15 protein-coding genes are annotated in these 15273 nt (G+C 59.1%); 3 read left to right on the top strand and 12 right to left on the bottom strand.

The features are described from left to right. Positions 1 to 229: 229 nt before the first annotated feature. Positions 230 to 697 (bottom strand): PA2169 family four-helix-bundle protein, encoded by a 468-nt coding sequence (locus PMI18_RS11835; protein WP_007902409.1) that lies wholly within the window; start codon positions 695 to 697, stop codon positions 230 to 232. A gap of 204 nt (positions 698 to 901) precedes the next feature. Between PMI18_RS11835 and PMI18_RS0129620 the strand changes: the two genes are divergently transcribed. Together PMI18_RS0129620 and PMI18_RS11840 are read left to right on the top strand one after the other, a co-directional pair. Then, positions 902 to 1138, top strand: coding sequence for a DUF3820 family protein (locus PMI18_RS0129620; protein ID WP_007949456.1), 237 nt, complete (start codon positions 902 to 904; stop codon positions 1136 to 1138). Positions 1139 to 1163: 25 nt separating this feature from the next. After that, positions 1164 to 2345 (top strand): aminotransferase class V-fold PLP-dependent enzyme, encoded by a 1182-nt coding sequence (locus PMI18_RS11840; RefSeq protein WP_007902387.1) that lies wholly within the window; start codon positions 1164 to 1166, stop codon positions 2343 to 2345. Positions 2346 to 2347: 2 nt separating this feature from the next. Here the strand turns inward: PMI18_RS11840 and PMI18_RS11845 are convergent, their stop codons facing one another. The 4 genes from PMI18_RS11845 to zwf form a co-directional block, all read right to left on the bottom strand. Then, positions 2348 to 3073 (bottom strand): intradiol ring-cleavage dioxygenase, encoded by a 726-nt coding sequence (locus PMI18_RS11845; RefSeq protein WP_007902385.1) that lies wholly within the window; start codon positions 3071 to 3073, stop codon positions 2348 to 2350. 291 nt (positions 3074 to 3364) lie between these two features. Further along, on the bottom strand, positions 3365 to 4030 hold the full coding sequence (locus tag PMI18_RS11850) for a bifunctional 4-hydroxy-2-oxoglutarate aldolase/2-dehydro-3-deoxy-phosphogluconate aldolase (protein ID WP_007902383.1): 666 nt from the start codon (positions 4028 to 4030) through the stop codon (positions 3365 to 3367). A 17-nt stretch (positions 4031 to 4047) separates the two neighbouring features. Continuing rightward, positions 4048 to 4761, bottom strand: a complete 714-nt coding sequence (gene pgl / locus PMI18_RS11855; protein WP_007902380.1) for a 6-phosphogluconolactonase — start codon at positions 4759 to 4761, stop codon at positions 4048 to 4050. Further along, positions 4748 to 6217 carry a glucose-6-phosphate dehydrogenase gene (gene zwf, locus PMI18_RS11860; RefSeq protein WP_007902378.1) on the bottom strand — a complete coding sequence of 490 codons (1470 nt, stop codon included), beginning with the start codon at positions 6215 to 6217 and terminating at the stop codon, positions 4748 to 4750. Before zwf ends, pgl begins: the two co-directional genes overlap by 14 nt. Before the next feature lie 228 nt (positions 6218 to 6445). On the opposite strand from zwf, the gene PMI18_RS11865 reads away from it, so the two are divergent. Beyond that, positions 6446 to 7306 carry a MurR/RpiR family transcriptional regulator gene (locus PMI18_RS11865; protein WP_173667542.1) on the top strand — a complete coding sequence of 287 codons (861 nt, stop codon included), beginning with the start codon at positions 6446 to 6448 and terminating at the stop codon, positions 7304 to 7306. Between the two features lie 108 nt (positions 7307 to 7414). Here the strand turns inward: PMI18_RS11865 and PMI18_RS11870 are convergent, their stop codons facing one another. The 7 genes from PMI18_RS11870 to PMI18_RS11900 form a co-directional block, all read right to left on the bottom strand. Next, positions 7415 to 8284 (bottom strand): D-hexose-6-phosphate mutarotase, encoded by an 870-nt coding sequence (locus tag PMI18_RS11870; RefSeq protein WP_007902373.1) that lies wholly within the window; start codon positions 8282 to 8284, stop codon positions 7415 to 7417. 311 nt (positions 8285 to 8595) lie between these two features. Then, positions 8596 to 9942, bottom strand: coding sequence for a carbohydrate porin (locus PMI18_RS11875; protein ID WP_007902372.1), 1347 nt, complete (start codon positions 9940 to 9942; stop codon positions 8596 to 8598). Between the two features lie 227 nt (positions 9943 to 10169). After that, positions 10170 to 11330: an ABC transporter ATP-binding protein gene (locus tag PMI18_RS11880; RefSeq protein WP_007902371.1), complete on the bottom strand. Its 1161-nt coding sequence runs from the start codon at positions 11328 to 11330 to the stop codon at positions 10170 to 10172. Between the two features lie 3 nt (positions 11331 to 11333). Then, positions 11334 to 12179, bottom strand: coding sequence for a carbohydrate ABC transporter permease (locus tag PMI18_RS11885; RefSeq protein ID WP_007902370.1), 846 nt, complete (start codon positions 12177 to 12179; stop codon positions 11334 to 11336). Continuing rightward, complete coding sequence (locus tag PMI18_RS11890) at positions 12172 to 13080, bottom strand: carbohydrate ABC transporter permease (RefSeq protein WP_007902369.1); 909 nt, start codon at positions 13078 to 13080, stop codon at positions 12172 to 12174. Before PMI18_RS11890 ends, PMI18_RS11885 begins: the two co-directional genes overlap by 8 nt. A gap of 191 nt (positions 13081 to 13271) precedes the next feature. Beyond that, a complete protein-coding gene (locus PMI18_RS11895) occupies positions 13272 to 14579 on the bottom strand; it encodes an ABC transporter substrate-binding protein (protein ID WP_007902368.1) in 1308 nt (435 codons plus the stop codon). Between the two features lie 117 nt (positions 14580 to 14696). Continuing rightward, a partial coding sequence (locus PMI18_RS11900; protein ID WP_007902367.1) for an AGE family epimerase/isomerase occupies positions 14697 to 15273 on the bottom strand: 577 nt, incomplete at its 5' end.

Below are 15273 nucleotides of genomic sequence, written 5' to 3'. Positions count from 1 at the left end.
TGCTCCCGCTGGGGTGCGCAGCGCCCCCAAATCTGGCACTTCGATTCACCTGATCAGGTGCGGTGACGGCTTTTACAACTGCTGCGCAGCCGAACGGGAGCAAGCTCCCTCGCCACAATGACCACAGCGCTGCAGTTCTTGTTGCCTACCTTCCTGCGCCTGCCCACTCGCCGTCATTCTCCACAAAAAAACGCCAGACTGGCTGGCGTTTTTGGCAGGCAACGAACCCTTACGAGCGTGCGCGAGCCTGATTACGCAGGGCTTTCACCTGATCGTGGTTGCGTTGTACGCCGTGATACTGGCGTTCAACGATGTCACGAATGCTCACCAGGTTGTCCTTGTTGATTTTCTCCAGTGCTTCCTTGTAAGCCTTCAGCGCGTGGTCTTCACCGCGTTCGGCTTCGTTCAGCACTGCCTCTTCATCCTTGCCGGTGAACATCGCCTTCACGTCGACCCAGCGACGGTGCATATCGCCACTGACACTGGTGGAGGTTTCCGGATCACCGCCCAGGGAACGCACAGTGGCTTGCAGTTCGGCAGCGGCAGCAGCGCAGTCGGCGGAGCGCTGTATGAACAGGTTTTTGAGTTCTGGATTCTTGATGTCTTCAGCGCAAGTCTTGAACCCTTCCTGACCGTCTTTACTGGTTTCAATCAGGTCGTTGAGTACAGAGATCGCTTCTTTATTAATGTCGGTCATTTTTCAATTCCTCGCGGTTGATGAAAGATGCATTAAGTAATTGCATCCTGCATGCCAGCCTCGAACCTATTATTTTTTCTTATATTTCAAATAGTTAAACTTAAATCCTAAATCTACATCCGCTTTTTTTGCATGATCTGTCATTTGGCCTGCATGCAGAATGCCTGTATTTTCCAGACTGTTTTTGAATCAAGACGACTGATGATGAATCCCGAAAAACTCGAACTGCTGATTACCCGCGAAATGCCCTTCGGCAAATACAAGGGCCGCATCATCGCCGACCTGCCCGGCCAGTACCTGAACTGGTTCGCTCGCGAAGGTTTCCCTCATGGCGAACTGGGCGGTTTGCTGGCCTTGATGCAGGAAATCGACCACAACGGTTTGTCGGAGTTGCTCGAACCGCTGCGCGCCAAACACGGCAAACCCGCCCCTCGTCACTGATCTGTCCTACCTCACCGAGTAGCCCATGCCCGATAACACCCGCCGTGCCCGTGATGAAGTCTTTTGGCAAACCTTTGCCGACCGCTACGCTGTCGAACCCGGCCCCCTGAATCTGGAGAACGGTTACTTCGGGCGCATGTCTCGCACGGTAGTCGAGGAGTATCAGCGCAACATCGAACTCATCAACCGCGGCAATTCGGTGCATGTGCGCCAGCGCTTCGAACAGGGCGAAAGCGTCGGGATTTGCGCGCAACTGGCCGAGTTGATCGGTGCACCGGCCGAAGCCGTCGCCCTCACCCGTAACGCCTCGGATGGCCTGCAATCGCTGATCCGCAACTACAACCGTCTGGAACCGGGCGATCAGGTACTGCTGTGCGATCTGGAGTACGACACGGTCAAGGGCGCGATGCGTTGGCTGGCGCGCTATCGAGGCGTGGAAGTGATCGAGATCGAACACCATCACCCCGCCAGTTTCGACAGTTTGCTGACCACGTACCGCGAAGCTTTCGTGCGTTATCCGCGACTGAAGCTGATGGCGCTGACCCACGTCACCCATCGCACCGGACTGGTGATGCCGGTGCAGGCGATTGCTGCCGCCGCCAAGGAACACGGCATCGATGTGATTCTCGATGGCGCCCATGCCCTCGGCCAGATCGCGTTCAATCTCGATGAACTGGGCATCGCCTTTGCCGGCTACAATCTGCACAAATGGATCGGCGCGCCGCTGACCCTGGGTTTCATTTACATCGCGCCCGAGCGCCTGGCCGACATCGACCCGGACATGGGCGAGATGCATTTCCCGGTCACCGACATTCGCGCCCGCACGCCCTACAGCACGCCCAATATTCCGGCCCTGCTGACCCTGCCGCTGGTGTTCGAAGAACATCACGCCATGGGCGGTTCCGTCGCCAAGGGCACGCGGCTCAATTACCTGCGCAACCGATGGGTGAATGCCGTTCGGGGGCTACCGGGGATCGAAATCATGACCCCGGATGACCCGCGCCTGTATTGCGGCATCACCTCGATGCGCTTTACCCGGCATGCCGACCAACAGGTGATGGTCGAGCGACTGCTCAACGACTACAACCTGTTTACCGTGGCGCGCAGTGGCGCGGCATGTGGCCCGTGCATCCGCATCACGCCGGGGCTCACCACCACGGCGGCCGACATGGATCGGCTGGCCCAGGCGCTGACTGAATTGCGCTGACGTCACACGGTGTACTTGTCGAAGTCCTCGGGCTTGATCTGCGATGACACCGCAAACGTGTCGACACCGATGGTCATGTGCCCGAAAAAACCGTCTTCATTCGAGTCTCGACCGATGGCGTGAACGTTCAGGGTCGAGGCTTCACCGCCCATGGTTTCGTAGAAAAAATCCTGATCGTTGGTCAGCGGTGAAGCGACTCGACCGCTGTACTCACGGGTATTAAGTACCGACCTTGATGCAACCTGCGGTAAGTAAAGCTGCCCGACCCAAGCGACATGTCGCTCTTCCAGATAGTTGTTGCCGGCCGTGATGCGAACAGCAACATGGATATGCAAAGCGCGTCCGGCGTAATACCCCGGATAAATGGTGGTAAACCGCACGATGCCGTTTTTATCGGTGAACTGCCCACCGCGCAGGTAGGTATCGTCATCGGTGCGCGGAATCGAGCCGATATCACCGACATCGACTTCCTGGTCCGGATTGACCTTACTCCAACCCGAATACGCCCCGCGCGCGTTGCAATGCCAGATGTCGACCACGGCCCCCGTGACCGGTTGACCGGTCATGGCATCGACGATCGTCAGTCGCAGCACCAAGGGGATGCCATCCATGCCTTCGCTGATGTTGCGTCTGATCAGTTTCGGGTTTCGAAAATACGGGCCGGCGATCTGTTCGGGTGACAGCTGATAAACCGGTGATGGGGATGCAGCTGAGGTGTTGTCGTCCATGACGTTCTCTCTTCCATAAGATGAACGCAGGTTAACGCTGGACGAGCTCAGAGATGCGGTAACTATGTATCGCTTCTTTTCCTGTAGGAGCGAGGCTTGCCCGCGAAGGCGATCTTCCAGCCACATCAATACTGAATGTACCGACGCCTTCGCGGGCAAGCCTCGCTCCTACAAAAAAAACAGCTGGCAGCCATAAGGGTTTTATTTCAGGCAAAAAAAAACGGTGCACCGACCAAGCGCACCGTAAAGCCGTAGAACACACAACGAAGTGTTTGGTAAAAATCCGATGAATCAGTCCAGCAGGGCCAACGCCTCGGCGGTGCACTCCTGGATGCGAGCCCAGTCGCCGTTCTTGATCCACTCGGGGTCAAGCATCCAGCTACCGCCCACGCACATCACGTTTTTCAACGCCATGTAGCTCTTGATGTTGGCCGGGCTGACGCCGCCGGTCGGGCAGAATTTAACTTCGCCGAACGGGCCGCCCAGGGCCTTGATGGCCGCGACGCCGCCGCTGACTTCCGCCGGGAACAGCTTGAAGCGGCGATAACCCAGGCTATAGCCTTCCATGATGCCGGAGGCATTGCTGATGCCCGGCAACAGCGGGATCGGGCTGTTGACACTGGCTTCAAGCAGATCACGGGTGATACCCGGCGTGACGATGAATTGCGAACCCGCCGCCTCGGCCGCGGCCAGCATGCTGCGATCAAGCACGGTGCCGGCACCGGTCACCAGTTCCGGTCGCTGCTCGCGCAGAATCTGGATCGCCTTGAGGCCGAACTGCGAACGCAGGGTCACTTCCAGCGCCGTCAGGCCACCGGCCGCCAGGGCGTCGGCCAACGGCAGTACGTCCTGTTCACGGGCGATGGTGATCACCGGCAGAATCCGCGCCTTGGCGCAAAGGCTGTCGATCAGGGCAACTTTGTCCGCCATGGAAACGGTCGGGGATGTGTTTGTCATAGCGGCTGATCCTTGGTTCATGGGCACCAGTAAATCTCTAACGTAGGTTGCAGAAACGCCCGAATCGGCATGGCGGAGACATCGTCACCGGTCAGTGCGGCATTCAGGGTGGTCAGCTTGGACTGACCGGAAATAGACAAAACGGTGTACTTCGCCGAGGCCAGCAACGCGCGACTCATGGTCAGGCGTTGATGGGGCACGGTCGGCGCCAGCATCGGCCAGCAACGACGGGTGCCGTCGACGTTCAAGGCGTCGGCCAGGTTCGGGCTGTTGGGGAACAGCGACGCGGTGTGACCGTCGTCGCCCATACCGAGTATCAGAACGTCGATCGGCGGCAATTCGCCGAGCAGGCGATCCGCCTGCTCGGCGGCCTGTTCCAGGTTGGCGGTGGCGCTGTAGAGGCTCAAGAACTGAGCCTTGGCCGCCGGGCCTTGCAACAGGTAACGCTTGAGCAGGCCGGCATTGCTGTCGGCATGCTCCACCGGCACCCAGCGCTCGTCAGCCAGGCTGACCACCACCTTCGACCAGTCCAGCTTCTGCTTGGCCAGGTGCTGGAAAAACGCCACCGGGCTGCGCCCACCGGACACCACCAGCGTCGCGGCGCCCTGCGCGGCAATCGCGTCACTCAGTTGCCTGGCTACCGTCAATGCCAGCCCTTCGGCCAGCAGCACCGGGCTCTTGAACTCATGGGCGCTGACGCCCTGAGGCAGTTTCAATTCAGATATCGCCATACCACGACCTCCCGTCCCGCGTGATCAGTGCAATGGAGCTCATCGGCCCCCACGACCCGGCCGCGTACGGCTTGGGCGCATCACCGGATTTTTTCCACCCGGCGATCAACTGGTCACACCACTTCCACGCGGCTTCGATTTCATCTTTACGGACAAACAAATTCTGATTGCCGCGCATCACTTCCAGTAACAACCGCTCGTAGGCGTCGGGAATCCGCGCGCTGCGATAAGTGTCGGAAAAATTCAGCTGCAACGGCCCGCTGCGCAGCTGCATGCCCTTGTCCAGGCCTTGTTCTTTGGTCATCACGCGCAAGGAAATGCCTTCATCCGGTTGCAGGCGGATGATCAGCTTGTTGCTGATCTGCAAGCGCTGCTCGGGGGCGAAGATGTAGTGCGACGGTTCCTTGAAGTGGATGACGATCTGCGACAACTTTTGCGGCATGCGCTTGCCGGTACGCAGGTAAAACGGCACGCCGGCCCAGCGCCAGTTACGAATGTCGGCACGCAGGGCGACGAAGGTTTCGGTGTCGCTCTGGGTGTTGGAATTAGGCTCTTCCAGATACCCGGGTACCGATTTGCCTTCGCTGTGACCGGCGATGTACTGGCCGCGCACCACTTGAGTGGTCAGGCCTTCCGGGCTGATCGGCGCCAGCGCCTTGAGGACTTTGACTTTCTCATCGCGAATGCTGTCGGCGGACAGGTCGGCCGGCGGGTCCATGGCGATCAGGCAGAGCAGTTGCAGCAGGTGATTCTGGATCATGTCCCGCAGCTGGCCGGCTTTGTCGAAATAGCCCCAACGGCCTTCGATCCCGACCTGCTCGGCCACGGTGATTTCCACGTGGGAGATGTAATTCTGGTTCCACTGGGTTTCGAACAGGCTGTTGGCAAAACGCAGGGCGATCAGGTTTTGTACGGTCTCTTTGCCCAGGTAGTGGTCGATGCGGTAGGTGCGGTTCTCCGGGAAGAACTGCGCCACGGCGTCGTTGACCTTGCGCGAGGATTCCAGGTCCGAACCGATGGGTTTTTCCAGCACCACACGGGTGTTTTCGGTCAGGCCGACCTTCGACAGGTTCTCGCAAATAGCGCCATAAACCGCCGCCGGGGTGGCGAAGTAAGCAATCACCCGCTGGGCACTGCCGGCCTGCTCGGCCAGGGCGACGTAATCGTCAGCCTTGAGGAAGTCGACGTGCAGATAACTCAAACGGGCCAGGAAGCGCTCGACCACCGTTTCATCCAGCTCTTTGGCACCGACATAGCGGCGCAGCTCAGCGGCGATGAACGCCAGATGCTGTTGCTCGCTGCCGGGTTCACGGGCCAGCGCGATAATGCGCGTATCCTCATGAAGCAGGCCGGCGCCATCGAGTTGATAGAGGGCAGGAAACAGCTTGCGCAGGGCTAGATCGCCGAGAGCGCCGAACAAGGCAAAGGTGCACGGTTCAACCGTAATCGAAGGCATGATGTTTGTTCTTTTATCAAGTTAAGCTACAAATACCTTTTTTCAAGGCATCACTCAAGGGAAAATGTAGTAATAACCACAACATTTTCGCAAAATACAGATTCCGAGTGGTGGTCGGTCGGAGCCATCAGTAGGATAGGCCACCGTTATGGGCCGTATCAAAGGCCCAATTTGCATTAGTCGAACGCTTATTTGCGCTGCTGACCTAAGGAACATGAAATGGATCGCGTGCGAAATTTACTGGAACAGATCCAGAATCGCCTTGAAGACCTGAATAAGGCTGAACGCAAAGTCGCCGAAGTGATTCTGCTCAACCCGGAGCAGGCCACCCGGTTCAGCATTGCCGCCCTCGCCCAGGCCTCGAAGGTCAGCGAGCCGACCGTCAACCGTTTCTGCCGCTCGTTCGGCGTCAGCGGCTACCCGGAACTGAAACTGCAGCTGGCCCAGAGCCTGGCCAGTGGCGCGGCGTATGTCAGCCGGGCGGTTGAAGCCGATGACAATCCGGAAGCGTATACAAAAAAGATTTTCGGCAGCGCCATCGCCTCTTTGGACAGTGCATTACAGGCGCTTGACCCGAACCTGATCAGCCGCGCCGTCGACCTGTTGATTCAGGCCCGGCAGATCCACTTCTTCGGCCTCGGCGCCTCGGCCCCGGTGGCGCTGGATGCGCAGCACAAGTTCTTCCGCTTCAACCTGGCGGTGACTGCCCATGCCGACGTGCTGATGCAACGCATGATCGCCTCGGTGGCCCACACCGGTGAGTTGTTCGTGATCATTTCCTACACCGGTCGCACCCGCGAACTGGTGGAAGTGGCGCGCATCGCCCGGGAAAACGGTGCTTCGGTGCTGGGCCTGACGGCGGAGGGTTCGCCGCTGGCCAAGGCCAGTACTTTGAGCCTGAACATTCCGCTGCCGGAAGACACCGACATCTACATGCCGATGACGTCACGGATCATTCAGCTGACCGTGCTCGATGTGCTCGCCACCGGCATGACCCTGCGCCGGGGCGTGGATTTCCAGCCGCATTTGCGCAAGATCAAGGAAAGCCTGAATGCCAGTCGGTATCCGATTGGGGATGAGTTTAATTAACTCGTACCGATCGTTCCCACGCTCTGCGTGGAAATGCCTCTAGGGACGCTCCGCGTCCAGTGACGCGGAGCGTCACGGGCTGCATTCCCACGCAGAGCGTGGGAACGATCAAGCGCAGAGCGTGGGAACGATCACCCGCGCCTGCAAACTCAAATGCGCCCGCTCACCCGGTGCCAGGCTCAAGCTGTCGGTCCCGCCGCTGGCCGCCTCCACACAGACGAACTCTAAAATCTCGTTCCAGCTCACGCCCAGCAATGGCCGCGAGCCGGGATGCCAGACCACCGTGTCCGCATGGTCACCGGTGTCGATGCACAATTGCCGCTGCCAGGCGTGGTCCTTGAGCTGCAATTCGCCGTCATGCTGGAACACTCGCTGACAACCACCGTCGACCCGCAACTCGCCTTCTTGCTGGCAAACCTGGCGGCTCAACTGGTCGTAACCTTGCGCGCCATCAAGCCCAGACAGCGCTACCTCGCCCACGTCGCCAATACGCCAATAGGCATGCAACGCCTGGCTCAACTGGCACGGCATGTCGTCTTGATGCTCGGTGCTCAGGTGCAAATCCATGCGTTCGCCCAGATGCGCGTGCAAGTCCACTTGCCAGTCGCACAGCTGTAACTGCCAGTGCAGGTGCACGCCATCGTCATCACTGCTGCTGTCGAGCAGTTTCCAGTCGAGCAAACGCGCCCAGCCATGGGACGGCCAGGCGTTTTCGCTCGGATGACGGCCGTACCACGGCCAGCAAACCGGCACACCGCCGCGAATCGCACCGACATGCGGCCACTTCGCCGCGCACCACAGCCAGGGTTTCTGACCCTTGGGCTGGAAGTGCAGCAGCTGTGCGCCCTGCCGACTGAACACCGCCTGACACAGCGGATGGTCGATCACCAGCACATCGCGCATCTGATAGCGCTCCCACGCAAACACCGGACGTTCGCGCAAGGATTTGAAGAAGCGTTGTAGCGGATGCTCAAGCATGTGCCACGGTCCTGAAAATCATGGGTGTACTCACAACCTCTGAAAACAACAGCGTTTTTGTAGCCAGTGAATTCTCTGTGGCGAGGGAGCTTGCTCCCGCTGGGCTGCGAAGCGGCCCTAAAACCATTCACTGCGGTGCTTCAGGCAAACCGCATTCGCCGCGTTTACGACTGCTACGCAGCCGAGCGGGAGCAAGCTCCCTCGCCACAATGCAATCGTCAGCCGCCTGGCTGATCAGCCCCCAAAAAAAAGCGGACAGCCATGGCCGTCCGCAAATATGCGCACATAGAGAGGAGCTTATCGCAACAGCGTTAGAACACCGACTGAATTTTCAGACCAGCCACCAGAGCGTTGTCGACTTCATCCACACCGCCTGGGTGAGTGATGTATTGCAGGTTAGGACGGACGGTCAGCCAGTTGGTAACGTGGAAGCCGTAGTTGATCTCGTAGTTGTACTCGGTGGAACGCAACGGCGAGAACAGCGGGTCTTCGTAGTCGGTGACACCATTGGCGGCGTTGACCAATTCAGCGTTTTTCTTCACATCATCGTTGACATGGATACGGGCGAAACCGATCCCGACATCATCTTTAGGACGCGCATCAAACGGCCCCTTGTACACAAACATCAGCGACTGGTAGTTGTCGACGAAGTTGGTGTCCTTGTCGTGGAAGGTGGCGTTGGCCGCGATGTTCAGACCGCGCGAAGCATCACCGTTATGCGTGGTGAGTTGTTGCTGCGCCACGAACCAGTAGCCGTGCTTGCTATCGTGACTGCGATAGGCGTTGCCGCTGGTTGCCGCATCGTCGCCGTTGTCGTCTTTACGCACGTCATCGGCGTTAGCAGTGCTCTTGTAGTAACCGACACGGTATTCGCCCGGCAGGTTGTTGACCTTCGGCGACCAGACCAATTCAACCGGCAAGACGGTGCCCTCGGTACCACTGCCGCTGAGCTTGAAGCCGTTACCGTGCTCAAGTTGCGACGGGTTCTGGTTGTACGCGCCGATCTGCGCATAGAACTCAGGCGTGATGTTGTACTTCACGCGAACCGCCGCCTGCATGACCGGCCAGTTGTACCAGATGTTGGTCGCCCAGTTACCCGCTTGTGAACCGCAGAACGCCAGGTTCTGGAACTCGCAAGGGAAGGTGTTGAAGTCTTCGCCTTCGCCGAAGTAACCGGCCTTGACGTCCAGTTTACCGTCGAGAAACTGGTGCTTGATCCACAATTGGGTCAGACGGACCATGTGGCCACGGCCGTAGACTTCCTGGGAGGAACTCAAGGTGCCGGCACGCGGGTCGCCGACACGGTCATTGGAGATGTTCTCACCGTTACGGTTGGTAAGTTGAATTTTCGCCTGGGTGTTATCCCAGCCCCACAGCTTTTCCAGGTCCAGCGCCACGCCCAGGCCAAACTGGTCGGCGTAACGCGCCGTCTTGTCGTCGTTGTAGCCGCCATGCAGGTTGGCGCCCACTTCACCGACGTAGTCGGCCTTGATGTCGATACCTTGTTCGATCAGCCTGGTACGCTCACCACCCCAATCCCCGGTCATCCACTGCGAGTCGGCACTGAACGCGTCAGCCGCGTGTGCGCTACCGGCCATCGTCATCATCGCAAGCGCTGACAATTGGCAGATAAGCTGAGCGTTGTTCTTCTTCTTCATCCCTACATCCTCGTCTTTATTGTTATTAACTGTTTTTATCTAACGCGGTTTACATCGATTGCGACGGATGTCCCCATCCGCCGCAGATCCCCCTTGTGGGAGCGGGCCTGTGGCGAGGGGGCTTGCCACCGTTCGAGCGCGTAGCGCTCGTAGGTCTTGGGTCCGCTGCGCGGCCCAACGGGGGCAAGCCCCCTCGCCACAAAAGCCCATTCCCACATTTTTGATCTTCAGCGGCCTTTGAATTGGGCCACGTTGGCGCTGTGAGCTTCGGTTTTCGGCAGGCCGGCCACCCCCAGGCGTTCACCGGTCTTGGCATCGAACAACAGCACTTTCGATGGATCGAATTGCAGGGTCAGGGTCTCGCCCACGGCCGGCGCGACGTCCGGTGCCAGGCGGCAGCAGACTTTGGTGTCGTTGAGGTTGACGAACACCAGGGTGTCGGGACCGGTCGGTTCGGTGACCTGCACTTCGGCGCGAATGGTCGGCAAACCATTCGGCTCGCTGCCCGCCAGCACGATCTGCTCCGGGCGCATGCCGAGGATCACTTCGCGGTCTTCGAGCCCGGCGTCCTGCATGCCCAGCGGCAATTCGCAGCGCGCCTGACCGCTGTCGAGCAGCGCCACCAGACGACCTTCCTTACGCTGCAAACGCAGGGGGATGAAGTTCATCGGCGGCGAACCGATGAAGCTCGCCACGAACAGGTTGGCCGGGTTGTTGTAGATGTCTTTCGGCGTGCCGAACTGCTGAATGATCCCGTCCTTCATCACCGCCACTTTGTCGCCCAGGGTCATGGCTTCGATCTGGTCGTGAGTCACGTAGACCGTGGTGGTTTTCAGGCGCTGGTGCATCAGTTTCATTTCAGTGCGCATCTCGACCCGAAGCTTGGCGTCGAGGTTGGACAGCGGCTCATCGAACAGATAAATCTTCGGCCGCCGCGCCAGCGCCCGGCCCATGGCCACGCGCTGTTGTTGACCACCGGAAAGCTGGCCCGGTTTGCGGCTGAGCAGGTGTTCGATCTGCAGCAGCTTGGCCACGCGAGCGACTTCTTCGTCGATTTCGGCGGTGGGCATTTTGCGAATCTTCAAGCCGAACGCGATGTTGTCCCGCACGCTCATGGTCGGGTACAGCGCGTAGGACTGGAACACCATGGCGATGTCGCGATCTTTCGGGCTCATGCCGCTGATGTCGGCGTCGTCCACCAGAATCGCCCCGCCGCTGATGTTTTCCAGACCCGCGATGCAGTTCATCAAGGTGGATTTGCCACAGCCCGATGGACCGACCAGGATCAGGAACTCACCGTCATTGATCTTCAGTTCGATGTTTTTCAGGGTGTCCGGCAAACCGGCACCGTAGGTCTTGTTGACGTTGCGTAATTCGAGAGTTGCCATGTTCTACCCCTTGACCGCGCCGGACGTCAGCCCACGCAGGAAATACTTGCCAGCGAATATGTAGACCAGCAGTGTCGGCAGCCCGGCGATCATCGCGGCGGCCATATCAACGTTGTATTCCTTGGCCCCGGTGCTGGTGTTGACCAGGTTGTTCAGGGCCACGGTAATCGGCTGGGCATCGCCACTGGCGAAGACCACGCCGAACAGGAAGTCATTCCAGATCTGCGTGAACTGCCAGATCAGGCAGACCATCACGATCGGGATCGACATCGGCAGCAGGATCTTCCAGAAAATCGTGAAGAAGCCCGCGCCATCCAGTCGCGCCGCCTTGACCAGCGCATCCGGAATGCTCACGTAGTAGTTGCGGAAGAACAGCGTGGTAAACGCCAGGCCGTAGACCACGTGCACCAGCACCAGGCCCGTGGTGGTGTTGGCCAGGCCGATCTTGCCGAGGGTGAACGAGGCTGGCAGCAGCACGGTCTGGAACGGCAGGAAGCAGCCGAACAACAACAGGCCGAAGAACAGTTGCGAACCACGGAAGCGCCACATCGACAGCACGTAGCCGTTCATGGCACCGATGAACGTAGAGATCAGGACCGCCGGCACGGTGATTTTCACCGAGTTCCAGAAGTAGCTGCCGACACTGTCCCAGGCCTTGATCCAGCCGATGCCATCAATCACTTGCGGCCAGCTCAAGAGGTTGCCGGTGCGAATGTCTTCCGGGGATTTGAAGCTGGTCAGCAGCATCACCACCAGCGGGATCAAATAGATCGCGGCGGCCAGCAGCAAGGTTGCGTAGATTGCGATGCGGCTGAAGCTGATCGCCGGTTTTCCGAGTTGATTACTCATGGCGTTTGCCTCGCAATTCGGAGTACAGGTACGGCACCAGAATCGCCAGGATCGCGCCGAGCATCATCATGGCGCTCGCCGAACCAATGCCCATCTGGCCACGGCTGAAAGTGAAGGAGTACATGAACATCGCCGGCAGGTCGGACGAGTAGCCCGGACCACCCGCGGTCATTGCCGCCACCAGGTCGAAGCTCTTGATCGCGATGTGCGCGAGGATCATGAAGGCGCTGAAGAACACCGGGCGCAGGCTCGGCAATACGATCTTCAAGTAGATGGTCGGCAGGCTCGCACCGTCGACTTGCGCCGCGCGGATGATCGATTGATCGACGCCACGCAGGCCGGCCAGGAACATCGCCATCACAAAACCGGAGGCTTGCCACACGGCGGCGATCACCAGGCAATACACCACGCGATCCTGATCCACCAGCCAGTCGAGACGGAAGCCTTCCCAGCCCCAGTCACGCAGCATTTTGTCCAGGCCCAGGCCTGGGTTGAGCAGCCATTTCCACGCGGTACCGGTAACGATCATCGAGAGCGCCATCGGGTACAGGTAAACGGTGCGGATGAAGCCTTCCTTGCGAATACGCTGATCCAGCAGCACCGCGAGGAACACGCCCAGCACCAGGCTGATGCCGATGAACATGCCGCCGAACACCGCGAGGTTCTTGCTCGCGACCCACCAGCGATCGTTGTCCATCAGGCGGATGTATTGCTGCAGGCCGACCCACTTGTAGCTCGGCATGAAGCTGGAATTGGTGAAGGACAGAACAAATGTCCAGATGATGTAACCGTAAAAACCAACCAGGACGATCAGCATGCTCGGCGCCAAAACCAGTTTGGGAAGCCAGCGCTGCAGTGCGTCGAACGGTGAGGCTTTGCTGAAAACCGCCACAGAGCTCATCGGGATAATCCAGTTGAAGAGGAATGAAATAGGCACGGCGATCCCTTGTGGGAGCGGGCTTTTGTGGGAGCTGGCTTGCCTGCGATGGCATCAACTCGGTTTGAAGTTAAACCGAGTTGACTGCATCGCGGGCAAGCCCGACTCCCACATAAGCCCCATTCCCACAGGGGTCACGCGGCGTCAGGGATTACTTACTGGGCAGCTTTGACGGCCGACGCCAGTTGCTTGCTGGCCGTCGCCGGATCAGCGTTCTTGTCGTTCATGAAGTTGGTCACTACATCAAAGATCGCGCCCTGCACGGCCAGGGACGTGGCCATGTTGTGCGCCATGCTCGGTTGCAGGCCGCCGGTCTTCTCGTCAGCCAGGAAATCCTTGGCGGACGCTTGAGCGCAAGAGTCGAAGCCCAGCGCGCTCATGTCGTTAAGCATGTCGGTACGCACCGGGATCGAGCCTTTGTTGATGCTGAAGACTTTCTGGAAGTCTTTGCCCAGAGCGACCTTGGCCAGGTCTTGCTGGGCGGCGATGTCGCCTTTGCGATCGGCTTTGAGCTTGAACACGGCCATCGAGTCGATGTTGTAGGTGAAGGCTTTTTCAGTGCCCGGGAACGGCACGCACTGGTAGTCCTTGCCCGCAACTTTCTTGGCGGCGGTCCATTCGCTCTTGGCCCAGTCGCCCATCATTTGCATGCCGGCCTTGCCATTGATGACGTCGGCGGCAGCGATGTTCCAGTCACGACCGGCGCGGTTCGGGTCCATGTAGCCGGTGATTTTTTTCAGCTCGGTGAAGGCCTTGGCCATCTCAGGCCCCGAGAGGGTTTTCTGGTCCAGGTCGACCAGGGCTTTCTTGTAACCGTCTGCGCCCATGACCGAGAGCACCACGTCTTCAAACACGGTGCTGTCCTGCCAAGGCTGGCCACCGTGGGCAAGCGCAATGAAGCCGGCGGCTTTGAGCTTGTCGCCAGCGGCATAGAATTCTTCGAGGGTGGTCGGTGCTTTTTCGATCCCGGCTTTCTTGAAGACTTCCGGGTTGATCCACAGCCAGTTGACGCGGTGGATGTTCACCGGCACGGCGACGTAATCGCCTTCGTATTTCACGGTGTCGGAGACTTTCTTGATCAGCAGGTTATCCCAGCCTTCGGACTTGGAAACCTCTTTGAGGGTGTCGGTGCTGAGCAGGCCAGTGCTGCCCCACTCCTGAATGTCCGGCCCCTTGATCTGGGCAACGCCCGGCGGGTTACCGGCCACGGCGCGGCTTTTGAGTACGGTCATGGCTGTGGAGCCGCCACCGCCGGCAACTGCGCCGTCCTTCCAGGTGAAGCCGTCTTTTTCGACTTGGGCCTTGAGTACATCGACGGCTGCTTTTTCACCACCAGACGTCCACCAGTGAACGACTTCCACCGAACCTTTGGCATCGGCGGCAAGGGCACTGACGGGGAATGCAGCAACAGGAAGCAGTGAAGCGAGAGAAATGACAGTAGCGAGGCGAGAAATCGCATTCATCTAGTAGTACCTTTCTTGTTGTTATGCATGCAAGTCTGGTGCTTGCGCTGCATAGGATTCTAAACAGGGGATGCCCCTTCGCAGGTAACGAAGGGACGCGCGAATGTCACCACATGGTTACACAGCAACGCTCTGGGACAACTGCGCCAGCGCACTGGCCATGCTCGGCGCCAGCGGCAGGCGCGGAATCAAAACGGCTTGCCAGGCGTGATAGAGGTCGGGTTTGCCGGCCCAGATATCGGCGCTCGGACGGTTCAGAGGATCGAGTTCGTGATGCCAGCTGCCATCGCAACGGTCAATGAAATGACTGTCACAGAATTCCCAAAACAGTCGGTACCAGCGCTCGTATTGCTCATCACCGGTGCGTTTGAGCAGCGCACTGGCGGCGGCGCTGGCTTCGCAATGAGTCCAGTGCAAGCGATGGCGAACCACCGCACGGTTATCCCAATCGAGGGTGTAGACAATGCCCGGTGCACCGTCGACATCCCAACCGTGACGGCAATTGTGCTCGAAGAGTTTTTGCGCATCGGTTGCCAGCCAGCCCGGTGTGAGTATCCCGGCCTGCACCCGCGCCGCTTCAAGATGCAGCAACAGCCGCGCCCATTCGAAGCCATGGCCCGGCGTGGTGCCGTAAGGGCGGAAACCGTCAGCCGGGTTGTCGTGGTTGTAGTCGCGTAGCGGCTGCCAGTCGCGG

This window comes from Pseudomonas sp. GM102 (assembly GCF_000282555.1).
Lineage (GTDB): Bacteria > Pseudomonadota > Gammaproteobacteria > Pseudomonadales > Pseudomonadaceae > Aquipseudomonas.
Note: the sequence above shows the minus strand (reverse complement) of the source record. Positions and strands in the feature narration are given on the sequence as shown.

What these genes read in the sequence shown, in the direction of transcription:
- PMI18_RS11835 (WP_007902409.1), bottom strand. Translation starts at nt 697, where the DNA reads ATGACCGACATTAATAAAGAAGCGATCTCTGTACTCAACGACCTGATT.
- PMI18_RS0129620 (WP_007949456.1), top strand. Translation starts at nt 902, where the DNA reads ATGAATCCCGAAAAACTCGAACTGCTGATTACCCGCGAAATGCCCTTC.
- PMI18_RS11840 (WP_007902387.1), top strand. Translation starts at nt 1,164, where the DNA reads ATGCCCGATAACACCCGCCGTGCCCGTGATGAAGTCTTTTGGCAAACC.
- PMI18_RS11845 (WP_007902385.1), bottom strand. Translation starts at nt 3,073, where the DNA reads ATGGACGACAACACCTCAGCTGCATCCCCATCACCGGTTTATCAGCTG.
- PMI18_RS11850 (WP_007902383.1), bottom strand. Translation starts at nt 4,030, where the DNA reads ATGACAAACACATCCCCGACCGTTTCCATGGCGGACAAAGTTGCCCTG.
- pgl (WP_007902380.1), bottom strand. Translation starts at nt 4,761, where the DNA reads ATGGCGATATCTGAATTGAAACTGCCTCAGGGCGTCAGCGCCCATGAG.
- zwf (WP_007902378.1), bottom strand. Translation starts at nt 6,217, where the DNA reads ATGCCTTCGATTACGGTTGAACCGTGCACCTTTGCCTTGTTCGGCGCT.
- PMI18_RS11870 (WP_007902373.1), bottom strand. Translation starts at nt 8,284, where the DNA reads ATGCTTGAGCATCCGCTACAACGCTTCTTCAAATCCTTGCGCGAACGT.
- PMI18_RS11875 (WP_007902372.1), bottom strand. Translation starts at nt 9,942, where the DNA reads ATGAAGAAGAAGAACAACGCTCAGCTTATCTGCCAATTGTCAGCGCTT.
- PMI18_RS11880 (WP_007902371.1), bottom strand. Translation starts at nt 11,330, where the DNA reads ATGGCAACTCTCGAATTACGCAACGTCAACAAGACCTACGGTGCCGGT.
- PMI18_RS11885 (WP_007902370.1), bottom strand. Translation starts at nt 12,179, where the DNA reads ATGAGTAATCAACTCGGAAAACCGGCGATCAGCTTCAGCCGCATCGCA.
- PMI18_RS11890 (WP_007902369.1), bottom strand. Translation starts at nt 13,080, where the DNA reads ATGAGCTCTGTGGCGGTTTTCAGCAAAGCCTCACCGTTCGACGCACTG.
- PMI18_RS11895 (WP_007902368.1), bottom strand. Translation starts at nt 14,579, where the DNA reads ATGAATGCGATTTCTCGCCTCGCTACTGTCATTTCTCTCGCTTCACTG.